At 73.1% G+C, this 18,402-nt stretch carries 17 protein-coding genes; 13 read left to right on the top strand and 4 right to left on the bottom strand.

The window, feature by feature from the left end; all coding sequences use genetic code 11:
• The first annotated feature begins 240 nt into the window (after nt 1-240).
• Nucleotides 241-1,632: a dihydrolipoyl dehydrogenase gene (gene lpdA, locus OOK34_RS32455; RefSeq protein WP_267037731.1), complete on the top strand. Its 1,392-nt coding sequence runs from the start codon at nt 241-243 to the stop codon at nt 1,630-1,632.
• Between the two features lie 163 nt (nt 1,633-1,795).
• On the top strand, nt 1,796-2,356 hold the full coding sequence (locus tag OOK34_RS32450) for a DUF1772 domain-containing protein (RefSeq protein WP_267037730.1): 561 nt from the start codon (nt 1,796-1,798) through the stop codon (nt 2,354-2,356).
• Between the two features lie 13 nt (nt 2,357-2,369).
• Here OOK34_RS32450 and OOK34_RS32445 read toward each other — a convergent pair whose 3' ends face one another.
• A complete protein-coding gene (locus OOK34_RS32445; protein WP_267037729.1) occupies nt 2,370-2,867 on the bottom strand; it encodes a DUF1772 domain-containing protein in 498 nt (165 codons plus the stop codon).
• 260 nt (nt 2,868-3,127) lie between these two features.
• Between OOK34_RS32445 and gdhA the strand changes: the two genes are divergently transcribed.
• On the top strand, nt 3,128-4,477 hold the full coding sequence (gdhA, locus tag OOK34_RS32440; protein WP_267037728.1) for an NADP-specific glutamate dehydrogenase: 1,350 nt from the start codon (nt 3,128-3,130) through the stop codon (nt 4,475-4,477).
• 56 nt (nt 4,478-4,533) lie between these two features.
• On the opposite strand, the gene OOK34_RS32435 is transcribed toward gdhA, so the two are convergent.
• Nucleotides 4,534-6,297, bottom strand: a complete 1,764-nt coding sequence (locus OOK34_RS32435; protein ID WP_267037727.1) for a tetratricopeptide repeat protein — start codon at nt 6,295-6,297, stop codon at nt 4,534-4,536.
• Nucleotides 6,298-6,470: 173 nt separating this feature from the next.
• Between OOK34_RS32435 and OOK34_RS32430 the strand changes: the two genes are divergently transcribed.
• The 3 genes from OOK34_RS32430 to OOK34_RS32420 all read left to right on the top strand — a co-directional run bounded on the left by OOK34_RS32430 (nt 6,471) and on the right by OOK34_RS32420 (nt 9,178).
• On the top strand, nt 6,471-6,602 hold the full coding sequence (locus OOK34_RS32430; protein ID WP_267037726.1) for a hypothetical protein: 132 nt from the start codon (nt 6,471-6,473) through the stop codon (nt 6,600-6,602).
• A 456-nt stretch (nt 6,603-7,058) separates the two neighbouring features.
• A complete protein-coding gene (locus tag OOK34_RS32425; protein ID WP_267037725.1) occupies nt 7,059-8,411 on the top strand; it encodes an AMP-binding protein in 1,353 nt (450 codons plus the stop codon).
• Nucleotides 8,408-9,178, top strand: a complete 771-nt coding sequence (locus OOK34_RS32420) for a thioesterase II family protein (protein ID WP_267037724.1) — start codon at nt 8,408-8,410, stop codon at nt 9,176-9,178. Before OOK34_RS32425 ends, OOK34_RS32420 begins: the two co-directional genes overlap by 4 nt.
• Nucleotides 9,179-9,289: 111 nt before the next feature.
• Here OOK34_RS32420 and OOK34_RS32415 read toward each other — a convergent pair whose 3' ends face one another.
• Nucleotides 9,290-9,754: a helix-turn-helix domain-containing protein gene (locus tag OOK34_RS32415; protein WP_267037723.1), complete on the bottom strand. Its 465-nt coding sequence runs from the start codon at nt 9,752-9,754 to the stop codon at nt 9,290-9,292.
• Nucleotides 9,755-9,883: 129 nt separating this feature from the next.
• Here OOK34_RS32415 and OOK34_RS32410 point away from each other — a divergent pair, with 129 nt between their 5' ends.
• The gene (locus OOK34_RS32410; protein WP_267037722.1) at nt 9,884-10,705 is read left to right on the top strand and encodes an alpha/beta fold hydrolase; all 822 of its coding nucleotides are present in this window, start codon (nt 9,884-9,886) and stop codon (nt 10,703-10,705) included.
• Between the two features lie 65 nt (nt 10,706-10,770).
• On the top strand, nt 10,771-11,691 hold the full coding sequence (locus OOK34_RS32405; RefSeq protein ID WP_267037721.1) for a DMT family transporter: 921 nt from the start codon (nt 10,771-10,773) through the stop codon (nt 11,689-11,691).
• 67 nt (nt 11,692-11,758) lie between these two features.
• On the opposite strand, the gene OOK34_RS32400 is transcribed toward OOK34_RS32405, so the two are convergent.
• A complete protein-coding gene (locus tag OOK34_RS32400) occupies nt 11,759-12,613 on the bottom strand; it encodes a helix-turn-helix transcriptional regulator (protein ID WP_267037720.1) in 855 nt (284 codons plus the stop codon).
• A 256-nt stretch (nt 12,614-12,869) separates the two neighbouring features.
• Between OOK34_RS32400 and OOK34_RS32395 the strand changes: the two genes are divergently transcribed.
• From OOK34_RS32395 to OOK34_RS32375, 5 genes are all read left to right on the top strand, one after another.
• Entirely contained in the window at nt 12,870-13,154 is a 285-nt protein-coding gene (locus OOK34_RS32395) for a hypothetical protein (protein ID WP_267037719.1), read from the top strand.
• Between the two features lie 75 nt (nt 13,155-13,229).
• Entirely contained in the window at nt 13,230-14,030 is an 801-nt protein-coding gene (locus OOK34_RS32390; protein WP_267037718.1) for a thioesterase II family protein, read from the top strand.
• A gap of 56 nt (nt 14,031-14,086) precedes the next feature.
• Nucleotides 14,087-15,007: an oxaloacetate decarboxylase gene (locus OOK34_RS32385; RefSeq protein WP_267037717.1), complete on the top strand. Its 921-nt coding sequence runs from the start codon at nt 14,087-14,089 to the stop codon at nt 15,005-15,007.
• A complete protein-coding gene (locus OOK34_RS32380; protein ID WP_267037716.1) occupies nt 15,004-16,041 on the top strand; it encodes a 3-oxoacyl-ACP synthase in 1,038 nt (345 codons plus the stop codon). The genes OOK34_RS32385 and OOK34_RS32380 overlap by 4 nt, the downstream gene beginning before the upstream one ends.
• 1 nt (nt 16,042) lies before the next feature.
• Nucleotides 16,043-18,391 carry an iron-containing redox enzyme family protein gene (locus OOK34_RS32375; RefSeq protein ID WP_267037715.1) on the top strand — a complete coding sequence of 783 codons (2,349 nt, stop codon included), beginning with the start codon at nt 16,043-16,045 and terminating at the stop codon, nt 18,389-18,391.
• Nucleotides 18,392-18,402: the final 11 nt, after the last annotated feature.

Below are 18,402 nucleotides of genomic sequence, written 5' to 3'. Positions count from 1 at the left end.
GGGGCGGGGATGGAAAGACGTCGGCTGAAAATATCCGCGGGGGGTTCTCCGGCTCTCCCGGAGCGGACCGAGAGCGGGCCACTAGGCCGCTGCGACGCGGACGGGACGGCACCTATACGAAGCCTCGAGAGGCACTCGATGCGCACGGGATACCGCACCCCCAAAACCGGCCCCGCGAGCGGAAGATGAGAGCATGCCGGGAGGGCTGGTAATGCCACGGGAGACGAAAGGTCATCTGCAATGGAGAGTTCCGCCGACGGCGTGTACGACGTAGTCATCCTCGGTGGCGGTAGCGGGGGCTACTCCTGCGCCTTGCGCGCGACCCAGCTCGGCCTCGACGTCGTCCTCATCGAGAAGGGCAAGCTGGGCGGCACCTGCCTGCACAACGGCTGCATCCCGACGAAGGCGCTGCTGCACGCCGGCGAGGTCGCCGACGAGCTGCGCCGCAGCGAGTCCTACGGAGTGAAGTCCACCTTCGAGGGCGTGGACATAGCCGGGGTGCACGCGTACAAGGACGGCGTGATCGCCGGCCTCTACAAGGGCCTCCAGGGCACCCTGAAGGCGCGCAAGAACCTCACCCTGGTGGAGGGCGAGGGCCGCCTCGTCTCCCCGACCGAGGTCGAGGCCGGCGGCGTGCGCTACAAGGGCCGCCACGTCGTCCTCGCCACCGGCTCCCAGCCGCGCTCGCTGCCCGGCCTGGCCATCGACGGCAACCGGGTCATCTCCTCCGACCACGCGCTGTTCCTGGACCGGATCCCCGAGTCGGCGGTCGTGCTCGGCGGCGGCGTCATCGGCGTCGAGTTCGCCTCCGCCTGGAAGTCCTTCGGCGTGGACGTCACCGTCGTCGAGGGCCTGCCGCACCTGGTGCCCGCCGAGGACGTCGACATCTCCAAGTCCCTGGAGCGCGCCTTCCGCAAGCGCAAGATCAAGTTCGAGCTGGGTTCGCGCTTCTCCGGCGTCGAGTACACCGAGACCGGCGTCCGGGTCTCCCTGGAGAACGGCAAGCAGATCGAGGCCGAGCTGCTGCTCGTCGCCGTCGGCCGCGGCCCCGTCTCCGCCGGCCTCGGCTACGAGGAGGCCGGCGTCGCCCTCGACCGCGGCCACGTCGTGGTCGACGAGCTGCTGCGCACCAGCCTCCCGACCGTCTCGGCCGTCGGCGACCTCGTCCCGACCCTCCAGCTGGCCCACGTCGGCTTCGCCGAGGGCATCCTCGTGGCCGAGCGCATCGCGGGCCTGCCGGTGACCCCGATCGACTACGACGGCGTCGCGCGGGTCACCTACTGCGAGCCCGAGATCGCCTCCGTCGGCCTCAGCGAGGCGAAGGCCAAGGAGGTCTACGGCGAGGACAAGGTCGTCGTCAGCAAGTTCAACGCCGGCAGCACCGGCAAGAGCAAGATCCTGAAGTCGGCGGGCGACGTCAAGCTCGTCCAGGTCGTCGACGGCCCCGTCATCGGCCTGCACATGATCGGCGCGCGCGCCAGCGAGCAGATCGGCGAGGCCCAGCTGATCTTCAACTGGCAGGCCTTCCCGTCCGAGGTCGCGCAGCTCATCCACGCGCACCCGACGCAGACCGAGGCCCTGGGCGAGGCCCACCTGGCGCTCGCCGGGAAGCCGCTGCACGTGCACGGCTGATGCTGCGCTGATATTCCGCCATCTGGACGGGCCGGGGAGTTCTCCCCGGCCCGTCCGGGGTTCTTGGCGAAACCGCTGGTACGGCGCCGGTGCGGATGTCACGATCACTGCGCGCGCGGGCGTGCGGCCCGCCGGTAACCAGCCATCAGGCGAGGACGCTTCCATGAACCCGGAACACAGCTCGAACCTGGAACACAGCTCACGGCAGGGCAGACCCAAGGCCGCCGCCACCACCACCTTCCTGCTCGGACTCTCCACCGTGCTCGTCGGCCTGATGGCGGGTCTGTTCTTCGCCTTCGACGTCTCGGTGATGCCGGGCCTGGCCGCCGGCGACGACCGTACGTACGTCACCGCCATGCAGCACTTCAACGCCGCCATCGACGGCAACGGCCTCTTCGGCGGCGTCTTCGTCCTCGCGCTGCTCGCCACCATCGCCTCGGCGGCCGTCGCGTACCGCAAGGGCAGACGCGGGACCGCGCTCTGGGCGGGCGCGGCGGCCGTCGCCTACCTCCTCGTCCTGGTGATCACCTTCGCGGTGAACATCCCGCTGAACAACGAGCTCGCGGACGCGGGCGACGCGGCGAAGCTGACCGACTTCGCGGTGGTGGACACGTTCAAGGGCACCTGGGTCACCACGAACATCCTGCGCACCCTGCTCTGCACCGCCGCCCTCGCCGCCCTCTCCCGCGCCCTCCTCCTCCACGGCCGCTCCACGGCCCGCTGAGAGCGGTGAGCTGCTAGGCGTGTTGCCCGTGCAGGACCAGGGCCCACGTCAGCAGGCCGAACGCCACCGTGCAGAGCAGCGTGCGCCACACGTTCGCGCGGACCCACGGGCCCTCGAACGCGCGGCGCACGGCCGCCGGGTCGGCGATCCGGTCCACCGGGCCCGCCTGCGCCAGGGCGTTGTTGAGCGGGATGTTCACGCGTCCGGTGACGGCCATCGCGAGGACGTACGCGACGAACGCCCCGGCCAGCGGCACGAGCGCATGGTGCCCGTCGGCCGGCAGGTGCAGGCCGAGGGCGAGGGCGGTGAACAGCAGCGCCCCCATGTAGCCGAGCAGGAACCAGCCGTTGAGGATGGCCACGTTGATCCGCTGCATCGTCTCGATCACCGTCCGGTCGGACGAGGCGCGCAGCCCTGGCATCACCGCCACCGAGAACCCGTAGAAGAGGCCGCTGACCAGGCCCATGGTGATGGTCGCAGCGATCAGTGACGCGAACCGTGCCGTTTCCACGTGGTCCCCCCGCGTATGTGGGTGCCGCATTACTGCCGCACCGCGATGGCCGGATTCTCGCCCATCCCCGGCCGTTCCGCCCCTGATGCAAGCCATCCCCAGCTGATACTACGGTCGTACACAGGCCACCTCTCGTGCCATTGCACAGGCCCAACACCCCTGCTGCGCAGGCCGGATGACCTATTCCGGGAGCACCCCCGGTGCGCGGTAACCTCCGCTGGGCCCGCACGCCCGCCAGGACCCTGGAGAGGAATCACACCGTGACCGACCCGAAGCACCGGCTGGACGCACTGCGGTCCGACATCGAGCGCCGCAACCCCGCTCAGCCCGAGTTCCACCAGGCCGTACGGGAGGTCCTGGACACCCTGGCCCCCGTGTTCGCGGCGCGCCCCGAGTACGCCGAGGCCGGGCTCGTCGAGCGGCTGGTGGAGCCGGAGCGGCAGATCATCTTCCGGGTGCCGTGGACGGACGACCACGGGCACGTCCACGTCAACCGCGGCTACCGGGTGGAGTTCAACAGCGCGCTCGGCCCGTACAAGGGCGGCCTGCGCTTCCACCCGTCGGTGGACATCGGCGTCGTGAAGTTCCTCGGCTTCGAACAGATCTTCAAGAACGCGCTCACCGGGCTCGGCATCGGCGGCGGCAAGGGCGGCAGCGACTTCGACCCGCGCGGCCGGTCCGACGCCGAGGTCATGCGGTTCTGCCAGTCCTTCATGACCGAGCTGCACCGCCACATCGGCGAGCACACCGATGTCCCGGCCGGCGACATCGGCGTCGGCGGCCGCGAGATCGGCTACCTGTTCGGCCAGTACCGGCGCATCACCAACCGCTGGGAGGCCGGAGTCCTCACCGGCAAGGGGCAGGGCTGGGGCGGCTCCGCGATCCGGCCCGAGGCCACCGGTTACGGCAGTGTCCTGTTCGCCGCCGAGATGCTGAAGGTACGGGGCGAGTCCCTGGACGGCCTGACGGCCGTGGTCTCCGGCTCCGGCAACGTCGCCCTGTACACCATCGAGAAGCTCCAGCAGCTCGGCGCGAACCCGCTGACCTGCTCCGACTCCCAGGGCTACGTGGTCGACGAGAAGGGCATCGACCTGGCGCTGCTGCGGCAGGTCAAGGAGGTCGAGCGGGGACGCGTCAGCGAGTACGCGGCCCGGCGCGGGCCCTCCGCGAGGTTCGTGCCAGGCGCCCGGGTCTGGGAGGTGCCGGCCGACCTGGCCTTCCCGTCCGCGACGCAGAACGAACTCGGCGCCGACGACGCGCGCACGCTCATCGCGAACGGGGTCAAGGCGGTCTCGGAGGGCGCCAACATGCCCACCACCCCCGAGGCCGTCCACCTCTTCCAGGCGGCGGGCGTCGCCTTCGGCCCGGGCAAGGCCGCCAACGCGGGCGGCGTCGCGGTCAGCGCCCTGGAGATGGCCCAGAACGCGGGCCGCGCGGCCTGGACCCGCGACCGGGTCGAGGCGGAACTCGCCGACATCATGAGCGGCATCCACGCGGTCGCCCACGAAACGGCCACCCGCTACGCCACCCCGGGCGACTACGTCACGGGCGCCAACATCGCCGGCTTCGAACGCGTGGCGAACGCGATGCTGGCCCAGGGCGTGATCTAACCCCCCCCTGCCCCGTCGGCCCGCGCCCCCGTCCGGGGGGCGCGGGCCGTGCGGCCTCAGGCGGGGGCGGTGTCGGGGTCGTCGGCTTGCTCCGTCCAGGCGATGAGCTGCTCGCGACTGATCCGGGTGTTGGGGTGGTCGGCGCCCAGGACGCGGGTTTCGTCGGGGATGAGTTTGGCCAGCAGGTCGCGTGCGGTGGTGGGGTCGCCGGCCTCGGCGGTGTAGTAGGCGTGCTGGTAGCGGCTCAGGAGCGTGTCCGGATGCTCGGGTCCGAGGATGGGGGTTTCGTAGGAGATGAGTGCTGCCACCAAGTCGCGTGCGGTGGTGGGGTCGCCGGCCTCGGCGGTGTAGCGGGCGTGCTGGTGGCGGCTGGTGAGGGTGTCGGGGTGGTCGGGGCCCAGGACGTCGGTTTCGTCGAGGATGAGTTTGGCCAGCAGGTCGCGTGCGGTGGTGGGGTCGCCGGCCTCGCCGGTGCAGTAGGCGTGCTGGTGGCGGCTGGTGAGGGTGTCGCGGTGGTCGGGGCCCAGGGCACGCTCGCGGTCTTGGATGAGTTCGGCCAGCAGGTCGCGTGCGGTGGCGGGGTCTCCGGCCTCGCCGGTGTAGTAGGCGTGCTGGTGGCGGCTGGTGAGGGTGTCGCGGTGGTCGGGGCCCAGGACGTCGGTTTCGTCGGGGATGAGTGCGGCTACCAGGTCACGTGCGGTGGTGGGGTCGCCGGTCTTGCCGGTGCAGTAGGCAAGCTGGTACCGACTGAAGAGGGTGTCGGGGGCAGTGGGACCCAAGAAGCTGGTTGATGCAGTGGTCAGGAGGGCGTAGAGGCGGGTGGCTTCGTGGAAGTCGCCGCTTTCCATGGCCGCCTCGGCTTCGGTGCGGAGTTCCTTCGCCGTCTTGTTGGGTGTGTCCGGGCTGGTGGTGGGGTTGTCCGGGACAATGACGGGGGCGGGGTCGCCGAGTTCCGTGGTGATGCGGTGGACCGTGTCGCTGTCGGTGTCGTTGACCGCCGTGACCCGGGCGAGGGCCGCGTCGATGTCGTCGCCCTCGGGGTCGGCGGAGGCCGCCGGCTGGGTGTACGGCGCGAGGTGGGGGAGGGGTTCCTCCGAGGCGCCGCCCGCGCCGCGCAGGCGGTCGAGTTCGTCGGTGAGCGCGGTGATCTGCTCCTGGAGCCGGGCGGCGAGGGCCTCGGCCTGCCGCTTCTTCTCCTCGGCCCGGTCCAGCTCGCTCTCCGCCTTGGCCTGCTGGGACCGCGCCCGCTCGAGCTTGGCCCGGGCGGCCTCCAGGACCTCCCGGCCCGCGGCCTGGTCGCGCTCCCGGCTCAGGGTGGTGACCCGGTCGTTCAGCTTGTGGATCATGCCGAGCAGGATCCAGATCAGCCGCGCGGAGTTGTCGGCCGTCTGGCGCAGCTCCGCCTGCTGCTCCAGGGCGCGCGTGAGCCGGTCGTAGGTCTCGATCTGCTGGGCCTGTACCGCCGCCAGGTCCAGGGTGGTGGCAGCGGCGCGCGGTGCCACCACCTGCGGCGCGGGGGTGCGGGGCGGGTGCAGTGCCTCGTACAGCAGGGTGTCGGCCTCGCTCTGGCGGCGTTCGCGTAACGGGGCGGGGACCGTGGCGGTGATCAGCGAGGTGACGAACCGCTGCGGCGGGATCCGCCCGCCGAGCAGCGAGCTGATCTGCGTCGAGGACCAGCTGATCTCCTTCTCCAGGACGGCGAGGGTCTTGCCGGAACCCTCCACCTGCGCGCGCAGGAACGCGGCGAGCCTGCCGGCCGCCGGGTTCACCGGCCGGATCTCCCCCCAGGGCCGGCCCTTGCGCTTGTTCGTTCCCGCCACCGAGGTACCCCCTGCTGCGCGCGCTGTGCGTTTGTCCGGCCCGTCCGGGACAAGTGCCCCTTCATCCGCAACCTACCTGCGATGTTCCGCCCGGAGGGTCCGGACAAGTCAACTCCCCCCGCATGGTCTGCCCACCGGCCGCACACCGCGGCCCGACCCCGGAAGGGCCCGCCATGACCGACCTCCTCTCCGCCGCCGCCGACGTACTCACGCTGATCGGCGCGACGCTCTCCCTCACCCTCGAAGTCCGCCGCGCCCGCCGCGAGGCCCGCGCGGCCAAGGACCGCGAGAACCCCGAGGGGTGACCCCCTGGCGGGCGCCCCGGCGCCCCGCCACACCCGGCCGGGGGCCGCGTCCGCCCCCGCGGCGGCGCCGCGCACGCCCGCGCCTCCGGGCCGACGGCCCGGGGTCCGGGGCGGAGCCCCGGGGAACGGTGGAAGGGCGGGGCGGGGAGAGGATCCCGTCCGGCGGCCCTGCCCCCGGTGCCGCTGGCGCATCCGGGCCGGGCCGCACCCGCCGCGTGGCGGAGGCGCACCGCCGGGCCGGGCCGCGCCGACAGGGCAGGCACGGCGGCGGGGCCGCGCCCGGGGCACCGACGTGCCCGCCCGGGGGCACCGCCGTGCCCGGGGGCGCCGCCGGGTCGGCCGGGGCCGCGTCCGGCCGCCCCCCCCCCCCCCCCCCGCGAGGGACCAGGCGCGCTCGGGCGGGAGTCCGGTGCGGGGACGTAGCCTGGGGGTCCGCCACCGACAGGGAGTTGCCGCGTGCTGACCGCGCTTGACGGGACGTACGGCGACCGCGAGGACGCCATCCGCGTCGCCGGCCGTACCGCCTCGTACGAGGAACTGCTCGGCGCGGCGAGCGCCGTGGCCGCCGACATCGCCGGAGCCCCCGCCTTCGCGGTGACGGCGACCGCCTCCCTCGAGACCGTCGCCGCCGCCGTCGGCGGGCTGCTGGCCGGGGTGCCCTTCGTACCGCTGCCCCCCGACGCCGGCCCCGCCGAACGCGAGCACATCCTGCGGGACTCCGACGCCGTCGAGGTGGGCGTCGACTTCGCCCGGCGGGCCCCCGCCGCATCCGGCGGGGCCGCGGGGCCGCAGGACCCCGCGCTGATCCTGTACACCTCCGGGACCACCGGCCCGCCCAAGGGGGTCGTGCTGACGGCCGCCGCCATCGCCGCCGATCTGGACGCCCTGGCCGAAGCCTGGCGGTGGAGCGCCGAGGACACCCTGGTGCACGGGCTCCCGCTGTTCCACGTGCACGGCCTCGTCCTCGGCGTCCTCGGCGCCCTGCGCACCGGCAGCCGCCTCGTGCACACCGGCCGCCCGACCCCGCAGGCCTACGCCGCCGCGCGGGGCAGCCTGTACTTCGGGGTGCCGACCGTCTGGTCCCGCATCGCCGCCGAACCGGAGTCCGCCGCGGCCCTGTCCGGGGCCCGCCTCCTCGTCTCCGGCAGCGCCGCCCTGCCCGCGCCCGTCTTCCGGGACCTGGAGCGCCTCACCGGGCACCGCCCCGTCGAGCGCTACGGGATGACCGAGACGCTGATCACCGTCAGCGGCCGTGCGGGCGGCGAGGTCCGGCCCGGCACCGTCGGCACCCCGCTCGCCGGCATCCGTACCCGGATCGCGGCCGAGCCCGGCGCCGAGATCGGCGAACTCCAGCTGACCGGGCCCACGTTGTTCTCCGGGTACCTGGGCCGCCCCGAGGCCACCGCGGCCGCGTACACCGAGGACGGGTGGTTCCGTACGGGCGACATCGCGGCCGTCGACCCCGAGGACGGCGTCCACCGCATCGTGGGCCGGGCCTCCATCGACATGATCAAGTCCGGCGGCTACCGCATCGGCGCGGGCGAGATCGAGAACGCCCTGCTGGACCACCCCAAGGTGGCCGAGGCGGCCGTCGTCGGCGTCCCGGACGCGGACCTCGGGCAGCGGATCGTCGCCTTCGTCGTCGCCGCGGGCGTCACCGGCGCCGAACTCACCGACTTCGTCGCCGCGCACCTGTCGGTGCACAAACGGCCGCGCGAGGTCCGCTTCGTCCCCGCGATCCCCCGCAACGCCATGGGCAAACCCCAGAAGAAGCTGCTGCTCACCGACGAGTTCAAGGAAGTGCGATGACCGCCGTGGCGCAGGGCAGCCCCTGGATCCGCCGCTTCCACCCGCCGGCGCACCCGGGGGCCGCACCGGTCCTCGTCGTCCTCCCGCACGCGGGCGGCAGCGCCTCCTTCTACTTCCCCCTCTCCCGCGACCTGGCCGCGCACGCCGAGGTGCTCACCGTCCAGTACCCCGGCCGCCAGGAGCGGCTGGGGGAGCCGATCCCGGACACCGTGGCCGGGCTGGCCGACGGGGTGGAGCGGGCGCTGGCGCCGTGGCGCGGCCGGCCCCTCGTACTGTTCGGGCACAGCATGGGCGCGGTACTCGCCTACGAGCTGACGCGCCGGCTGGAGGCGGCCGGCGAGGGGCCGAGCGGCCTGATCGTCTCCGGGCGCCGCTCTCCGCTGATCCACCGGGACGAGGACGTCCACACCCAGGGCGACGACGCCCTGCTCGCCCGGGTGCACGCCCTCTCCGGCACCGATGCCGGGCTGCTGGCCGACCCGGAGTTCCGGGCGATGATCCTTCCGGCGCTGCGCAGCGACTACCGGGCCATCGAGACCTGGCGCCACGAGCCGGGACCGCTGCTGCGCACCCCCGTCAGCGTGCTCTGCGGGGAGTCCGACCCGCGGGCGAGCGTGGCCGAGGCGATGGGCTGGCGGGAGCTGACCGGGGCCGCGTTCACCTTCCGGGGCTTCCCCGGCGGGCACTTCTACCTGGCCGGGCAGCCGCAGCACGAGGCCGTGGTCCGCGCGGTCGCCGAGGACCTGGCGGCCTTCACGGCGGCCTGACCCGGGCGGGCGCGTGCCCGGCGGGCCTCGGCTGAACCGGGCTGACCCGGCGGGCCCCCGCCTGGCCCGTCCGGCCCGTCCGGCCCCCTGGCCCGGCGCGCCCGCGCCCCGTCAGCGCGGTTCGCCGCCGCCGCGTACGGCCAGGTGCCGGGCGAGCAGTTCCAGGGCCTCGGTCACCTCGGGCAGCCGCTCGGCACCGCCCTGGCCCAGGGCCCGGGCCAGGGCCTCCTCGACCTTGGAGCTGCCGGCGGCCCGTACGGCGGCCACGCGGGCGGAGGCCCCGGGGGACTGGCGCACCAGCGTCCGGCGGCGGTCGGCGGGGTCGGGCGCCGTCTGCACCGTGCCGGCCTCGCGCAGCCGGGCCACGGCGCCCGAGACCTGACTCTGCGGCAGGCCCGTGCGCTGAGCCGTCTCCCCGACGGTGGTGTCCGGGTGCGCGGCGATGTCCCCGGCGACGATCACCACGGAGCGGGTGCCGCTCGCGTACTGCCCGGATCCGCCCGGGGGTTCGGGCAGGGCTTCCTCGCCGAGCTTCATCAGGGCCCGGCCCAGCAGGAACAGTTCGATTCCATCCACCACCCCAAGCTACATCACAATCGATTCATCGATTCCAATACATCTCTCTTGATGTATCTGTTTCGATGGATTAGGCTGATCGCAGAGCAGCGGACGAAGGGCCCGCGTCGAGACCAGCAAGGAGCCGTCATGTCCACCCTCTCCGTCCCCGGCGCCACTCTCCACTACCAACTCCAGGGCTGCGGACCGCTGTTGCTCATCTCGCAGAGCGGCGAGGGTGATGCGGACCGCACCGTGGACCTCGTCCCGCACCTCACCGACACCTTCACGGTCCTGACCTACGACCGCCGGGGCCTGTCCCGCAGCCGGCTCGAGGAGCCCGGCCGGACCACCTCCCTCGTCGAGCACGCCGAGGACGTCCACCGGCTGCTGGCCGCCGTCACCGACGAGCCGGCCCTCATGCTCGGCTGCAGCCTCGGCGCCGTCATCGGGCTGCATGTGGCCACCCGGCACCCCGGGCAGCTCTCCACCCTGATCGCCCACGAGCCGGTCGCCCCGCGCCTGTTGCCGGATGCCGCCGACCGCGCCCGGCATGAGGCGGAGCTCGTCGAGCTCCAGCACCTGTACCGCGAGGAGGGGCTCCCCGCGGCCGTACGGGAGGCCGCCCGGATGCTCGGCATAGACACCAGCGGCAAGGACGCCGAGCCGGAGCTCACCCCGCAGCCGATGAGCGAGCTGCGCCGCGCCAATTTCGCCTACTTCATCGAGCACGACTTCACGGCGATCGTCCAGGACACCCTCGACACCGCCGCCCTGACCACCGCCGCGACCCGCATCGTCCCGGCCGTCGGCGCGACCACTCCGGCCACCGTTTTCGACCTCGCGTGCGCCAACGCACTGGCGGACCTCCTGGGCACGGAGATACGCACCTTCCCCGGCGGTCACAACGGCAACACCAGCCACCCCCGGGCCTACGCCGAGCGCCTGCGCGCCCTGCTGACGGCATCCTGACCGGGGTGTCCGGATCGCCTGGGACGATCTAGGCAGGGTCGGTGCCCGTCGGTACGTTGGCCCGCATGGACCAAACGGCCGGCGCATTCAGAACCGATCAACGTGCCCTCCTGGCAGCCTCCGTCACCGTCGTGATGTGGGCCTCCGCCTTCGTCTCCATCCGCGCTTCGGCGGAGCACTTCGGCCCCGGGGCGCTCGCGCTGGGCCGGCTCCTGACGGCTTCGGTCGCGCTGGGCGTCGTACTGCTCGTCAAACGGGCGCCGCTGCCGGCGCGTCAGGCGTGGCCCGGGATCCTGGCCTCCGGGGTGCTGTGGTTCGGGCTCTACATGGTGGCGCTGAACTGGGGCGAGCAGGGCGTCGACGCCGGCACCGCCGCCATGGTCGTCAACATCGGCCCCATCGTCATCGCCCTGCTCAGCGGCTGGATGCTGAAGGAAGGCTTCCCGCCGATGCTGCTGGTCGGGATGGGCGTCTCCTTCGCGGGGGCGGCCGTCGTGGGGATGTCCACCTCGAAGGGCGGCAGTTCCTCCCTCGTCGGTGTGCTGCTCTGCCTGGTCGCCGCGCTCGCCTACGGCGCCGGGGTGGTCTTCCAGAAGCCCGCGCTGAAGTACGCGAACCCACTCCAGGTGACGACGTACGGCTGCTTCGTCGGCACCGTCTGCACCCTGCCCTTCGCCGGGCAGCTCCTCCAGCAGCTCCCCGAGGCACCCCTGTCCGCCACCCTCAACATGGTCTACCTGGGCCTCTTCCCGACCGCCCTCGCCTTCACCACCTGGTCCTACGCCCTGGCGCGGACCACCGCCGGGAAGATGGGCGCCACCACCTACGCCGTGCCCGCTGTCGTGATCCTCATCGCCTGGTTCGTCCTCGACGAGGTCCCGGGCTGGCTGACCCTGCTGGGCGGAGCCATCTGCCTCGCCGGCGTCGCGGTCTCCCGCAAGCGCCCCGCCCCGGCCGCCGCCCAGCCGGCCGCCGCGGCCAAGTGAGCGCCCGTCCCCCCTCCTCGCGGAGGGGGGACGGCCCCCGCACCGCCGGGCTGACGGGCGGCGGCGGTCAAAGGACGTAGGTGGCCTCGTTGCGGCCCAGCAGGTAGCCGAGCTGGAGGCGGTTGAGGGCGCCGAGGTCCTGTTTGATGGCAGCGATGTGGGCCTGGAGGGAGCGCTCGCTGATGCCTATGCGGCGGGCGATGGCCTTGTCGGAGTAGCCCTCCACGAGCAGGCGGCTGATGGACTCCCGGATCGCCGGGACCACCTCGTCGGCCGCCTTCGCCGCGTGCAGCGGAACGAAGGGAAAGGGTTTCGCCCGGTCCCAGGCCTTGTCGAAGGTGTCCCGAAGAAATCGTACGATAGTCGGTTCGGTAATGGAGATCGCCGTGGTACGGTCCTCGTTTGCCGAAATGAAGGCGACATCGTCCACAATGATCAAACGGTCAAAGAATTCTTCCAGCGTCCGTACTTGAGCGCCGTATTCCGTTACGGCGCGGACATATTCCTTCGTCGCCTCGTCGAATCTCGTGGTGTGCTGATACAGCGTTCGCATGGCGATCCCCGCCGAGATGTGCCGGCGTACGGATTCCAGGGCGTCCTTCAGCACCGCGCTCGGCCGCGCCCCGTCGGGCTGCGCCGTGAGGATGTCCCGCCGGACCGACCCCAGGGCGTCGTTGATCGCCGTCGAGATGCTGCCCAGGCCGTGCAGATAGCGGACACCGGGACCGACCACCTCCTCCCCGCAGGCCTCCAGCGCCGGGGCCGTGGCAGGGCGCGCGGCCTGCTGTGCGGCTTCCTGCGCCAGCAGGCCCAGATGCGTTGCGAGTTCCCGCAAGAACGCCTGCGGTTCCCCCGCCGCAGCCGCGCACAGCTCCTCAGGTGTACCGCTTTGTGCGGTTTTGACGTATTTGACTACGTCCACTTGCCACCCCCCTCTGTCCGGTATGGAGATATTTGCGGCGGTTGAGACCCCGTGGGTTCCCGCAATGCGTAAACCGGAGCCATCGTAGGTCTACCTGGTCTCGAGCGGGCAGGGGAGATTTGGTCTCACCGCAGGAACGAACACCGAGAAGGCGCCCCGGAGATCAGCACCGCCGGAAACCGCCTCGGTTTGGCGTTCCTGGAATCGCCAAAGACGAAACGACTTGAGGGGACTGGGCAAAATGGTGAAGAACCGCATGGTGACTCGTCAGACCGGCCGCGTTTCGGGAATCCGCGGACGAGTCGTACTCGCGACCGCGGGCATCGCCCTCGGCCTGGGTACGGCGGTCACCGGCATCGCCACCCAGGGCGCCTTCTCCGCCGACTCCGGCAGCCACCTGCGCCTCGGAGACGTCGGCTGGAACAACGCGAACCCGCACGTCGTGGCCGGTGACGCCGGTGACGTCGGCTGGAACAACCCGCAGCCGGCCACCACCCCCGCGCCGACGCCCTCCTCCACCAACGACGTTGGCTGGAACTGACCCACAACCGGCACCCCGTACTGCACTGCCTCACCTCCCGCCACTGACCGACCGGCAAAGGAATGGCTGATCCTCGTGGTTGCCTCCCCCTGGTTCCTGACCTCCGAGACCGCCGCGGCCCCCGCCCCCGCCGCCCGCGTCTACTGCTTCCCGCACGCCGGAGGAAACCCCCGGACCTTCCTCGGCTGGCAGCCCGGCATGGACCCCGACGCGCAGATCCTCGCCGTCTGCCCGCCCGGCCGCGGCCCCCGCTTCCGCGAGCCGGCCCCCGCCTCCCTCGCCGAGCTCGCCGACGGCTCCGCCATCGCCATCGCCCGCGCCACGACCGACGACCGGCCCTTCCTCCTCTTCGGCCACAGCTTCGGCGCGGCCCTCGCCTTCGAGGTCGCCCGCCGCCTCGACGGCGTACGGGGCTTCGCCGGGCTCGTCGTCTCCGGTTGCAGCGCCCCCTCGCTGCTGCCCACCCCCCGCGTGGTCGAGGCGGCCCGGCTGGAGGGCCGCGCCTTCACCGAGGCCGTCGGCTTCTTCGGCGGACTGCCCCCGGAGGTGATGGAGGACGAGACGATGCAGGAGCTCCTCCTGCCGCACCTGAAGGCCGACTTCCGCATGGTCGCCGGCTACCGCTACCGCCCGGGCGCCCCGCTGGCCGTCCCGGTCACCCTGCTCAACGGCACCGAGGACCCGCACATCAGCGCCCCCGCGCTCGAGGCCTGGTCCCGCGAATGTGCCGCGGAGCCCGACCGGCACTGGGCGGACGGCGGCCACTTCTACTTCGAGGACCGGCCGGACGCCGTCACCTCCGTCCTGCGCCCGCTGGCCCGCGACGCGGCAGCCGGAGCAACCCGTAACGGTGACCAGTACGTTGAGCTGATCTAGGCAGATGATCTAGAAGAACCGGCCCGACGCACGACAGCACCCCTGCGAGGAACCCGATGCACCCCACCACCCCGAGCACCGATCACGCCGCCCGACTCCGGCGCGCCGTCACCTTCCGGGACCTGCACACCGGTCCCCGCCCCTTCGTCGTCCCCAACCCCTGGGACGCGGGGACCGCACGCATCCTGGCCTCCTTCGGCTTCGCCGCCCTCGCCACCACCGGCGCGGGCCTCGCCCACAGCCTCGGCCGCCCCGACGGGGCCAACCAGGTCAGCCGCGCCGAGATCCTCGCCAACGCCACCGCGATCGTCGACGCCACCGGACTGCCCGTCACCGCCGACCTGGAGAGCGGCTTCGGCGACCGGCCCGAGGACGTCGCCGAGACCATCCGCCTCGCCGCCGCGGCAGGCCTGGTCGGCGGCTCCATCGAGGACTCCACCGGCCGCGACGAGGACCCCGTACGCCCCCTCGAGGAGGCCGTCGAGCGGGTCGCCGCCGCCGTGGAGGCGGCAAAGGGGCTGGACTTCCCCTTCACCGTCACCGCCCGCGCCGAGAACTTCTTCCAGGGCCGGCCCGACCTCGACGACACCATCCGCCGCCTGCGCGCGTACGAGGCCGCCGGAGCCGACGTGCTCTACGCCCCCGCCCTGCCGGACGCCGAGGCGATCCGCGCCGTCTGCGCCGCCGTCGAACGGCCCGTCAACGTCCTGATGACCGCCGCCCTCAAGCTGTCCGTGGCCGACCTCGGCGCCCTCGGCGTACGCCGGATCAGCACCGGCTCCGCCCTCTCCCGCGCCGCGCTCGGCGCCCTGACCCGCGCCGCCCGCGAGATCGCCGGGGAGGGCACCTTCGACTTCGTCGCCGAGGCCCTCCCGTACGACGAGGCCAACGCCCTGCTGGCCGCCGCCGGCCCCGCCACACCCCCCGCCACCGCCCCCGCCCCGTCCGCCGACCCAGAGAGCGATCCGGCACCGTGAGCCTTCCGTCCGCGTCACCCGCCGCCTCCGCCCCGGCCGAGGCCCCCGCCGTCCACCTGTCCGCGCCCCGCTACGTGCTCGGCGAACTCCCCGCCGACCACACCACCGTCGACGGCCTGCTGGAGCGGGCCCGCGGCTTCGGCATGCCTCCCCGCGCCGAACTCTGGGGCTGGGGCACGGTCCACCGCACGGCCAAGACCCTGGAGGCCCTCGCCGCCGAGACCGCCCGCGCCACCCTCGACGGCGCGGGCGTCTCCCCGGGGGACGTGGACTGCCTCATCCTGTGCTCCACCCGCTTCCCCGGCGGCCCCCGCACCCACGGAGCCTTCGTCGAGAACGTCATGGCCGCCACCGGCCTCGGCGCCGCCGCCTTCACCGGCCTCACCCTGGGCCGCTGCGCCAACCTCCTCGCGGGCATCCGCACCGGTCAGGCGTACGTGGCCTCCGGCATGCACCGCCGGGTCATGGTCATCACCGCCGACCGGGTCACCGACGAATCCGCCCGCATGGAGAACTTCGCCCTCTTCAGCGACGGCGCCGCCTCCTGCCTGATCGCCGCCGAGCCCCTCGGCGCCGACACGTACGAGATCGTCGCGGGCGCCGGCGCGCAGGACCCCGCCGGACTCGACTGGTCCAACGAGATCAGCTCCGACCTCGCCCGCGAGGTCAACGAACGGATCCTCGAGGACGCCGGCATGAAGATCGGCGACATCCAGGGCGTGCTCCACGCCAACCTCTACAAGCCCCTGGTCGTCCTCAAGGAACGCCAGGCCGGCTTCACCCGCGAGCAGCTCTTCCTCGACAACATCCCGCGCCTGGGCCACTGCTTCGCCGCCGACCCGCTGATCAACCTCGTCGACCGCGACGCGGCCGGCGCCCTGAAGGCCCACGGGCACTACCTGCTGGCGTCCAGCGTCCCGGGCGTCCGCATCGGCGTCCTGCTGCGCAAGCTCCCGCACCACACCGCCACCGCCATCGCCACCGCCACCGCGACGAACACGGCAACGGACACCGCACAGCTGGGGGACCACTGACATGACCGCGCCCATCACCCCCGACGAGGAGATCTCCCTCGACATGGCGCGGAGCTTCTACGCCCCCGCCTTCGCCCTGCCCGACCTGACCACCTCGCTGCCGTCCGGCCCCTTCGAGGCCTCCCCGGCCGGCGCCGCCGAGGCCGCCCGGATCACCGCCGCCCCGCCCGCCGACCTTTTCCGCCGGCTGATCGCCGACCAGGAGAGCGAGGCCGTCCTGCTCGCCGCCCGCCGGGTCCTCGCCGCCTTCCTGGCCCCCGACGCCGACGAGACCCCCGGCGCCGACCGGACCCCCGGCGCCCACGAGCCCGCGGACGCCGACGCGGACGCCGACGCCGTCGCCGCCCAGGTCCTGGCCGCCCGCGCCGAACTCGCCGCCGTCCTCGCCCCGTTGCGCACCCACCCCGACCCCGAGGTGCGCACCGCCGTCCTGCGCCAGCGCGCCCCCCTCGCGCTGACCGGCGGCTGCTGGCTGGACACCCTCTCCCAGGCCGCGACCCAGCCCGCCGAGATCGTGGGCCGCCTCTTCGGCCAGCACTGGCGCCTCCAGGGCGAGGGCGTCGCCGAGGCCGGCCTGTCCGCCCGCCGCCGCCGGGCCCTGGTCGGCCAGGGCGTCTTCCTCCCCGGGGTGGAGGCCGCCGCCTTCCTCGACGACGCCGGGGCCCTGCCCCTCACCGCCCTGCACGGAGCCTTCCACCTGGCCCTGTCCCGGCTGCCCGCCTCCTTCCTCCCCGAGGTCGTCGGCGTCCACTACGCCGCCCACGCCCTCGGCCTCGACGAACTCCTGCTCGGCAGCGAGCCGATGCTCGCCGAGAGCGACGTACGCCCCCTGCTCGCCGCGTACCTCGCCCACACCGAGCAGTCCCCGACCGGGGCCGAGGACCGCCGCCGCGCGCTGGCCGCCGTACGCCTCCTCGTGCGCCTGGAGCGCGAGCACACCGCGGCCCTGGCCGAACTCGCCGCCTGGCACGACGGGCTGTCGCTGGACGCGCAGGTCGCGCGGATCGTCGAACGCCACGCCCCGCACGCCGGCCGCCAGCACCGCGCGGTCCGCCTGGGCACCCGCAAGCTCACCGACTGGCTGGACGACGGGCAGCTCGACGCCGCCGCCTTCGTCCGCGAGTTCCGCACCGCCCGCCAGCTCCGGCCCGCACGCGACGGCGGCCCCTGCCGCTTCCTGAAGGCCATCAAGTTCGGCGGCCCCATGTTCGGCATCTTCGACGAGCGGGAGGCGGCCGTGTTCGCCGCCTGGGCCCGGTCCGTCGCCGACGGCGAGCCCGCCGGCGCGGACCTGGTCCCCACCACCGCCGGGCAGGAGAGCGCCGGCGCCTGGAGCGCCCGGCTCGCCGCCGTGGAGCCCGCCGACATCCTGGTGCGCGACCCCGAGGACCTCGCGGACCCGCGCGACCACCGCCGCCTCTTCCACCGCCTGGTCAACTTCGAGCGCCACCCCGGCGTCCTGCCGCTCGCCCGGGCCCGCGCCGAAGCCGGGCTCGCCGAGGCCGAGCTCCTCTTCGAGCACGGCGCCGGCGGGCTGCTCACCGACGCCTCCTGGTTCCCGTACACGCCCGAGGCCCTGCTGGAGCGGGTCGAGCGGATCTACTGGGACAAGCTCGTGGACCCGTACGAGCCGCTCACCGAGATCCCCTCCCGCGACGAGGTGGTCTTCGAGCAGTCGACGTACGCGCTCGGCAGCCTCATCGACGGCACCTGGGCGCACCGCGTCGGCAACCTCGGCCGCCGCGGGCGGCGCAGCGACGACATGCTCTTCTCCATCTACGCGGACGAGATGGGCCGCGGCGACATGGACAAGAACCACATCACGATCATCCACAAGGTGCTGGCCAGCATGGACATGGACCTGCCGCACATCCGGCAGGAGGCCTTCCTGCACCAGGGCGACCTGCCGGACCACCTGTACGGCTTCTCCATCCACCAGCTCTGCCTGTCGCTGTTCCCCGACAGCCTCTACAACGAGATCCTCGGCTACAACCTGGGCATCGAGATGTTCGGCCTCGGCGCGATGCGGCTGCACGAGATCCAGAAACTGCGCCGGCACGGCCTCGACGTCTCCTACGAAGAGGCCCACCTGTCCATCGACAACTTCTCGGCGGGCCACGCCCGCCAGTCCGCCGACATCGTCGTCGCCTACCTCGACGACGTCCGGCACCTGTCCGGCGAGGAGGCCGTCCAGCGCGAATGGCGCCGGATCTGGCGCGGCTACGCCTCCTTCGCCTTCTTCGTGGAACACGCCCTGGTGAAGCGGGTCCGCGCCGCCGGGGCAGCCGCCGGGGCGAGCGCCGAGGCGGCCGCCGAAGCCGCCGACACCCCCGCCGACCTGGTGATCTGAGGAGCTGGGCG

Origin of the sequence: Streptomyces sp. NBC_00091 (genome assembly GCF_026343185.1) — a bacterium.
Classification (GTDB): domain Bacteria; phylum Actinomycetota; class Actinomycetes; order Streptomycetales; family Streptomycetaceae; genus Streptomyces.
The sequence above is the reverse complement of the archived record's forward strand: the minus strand, read 5'-3'. Positions and strand labels throughout refer to the sequence as shown.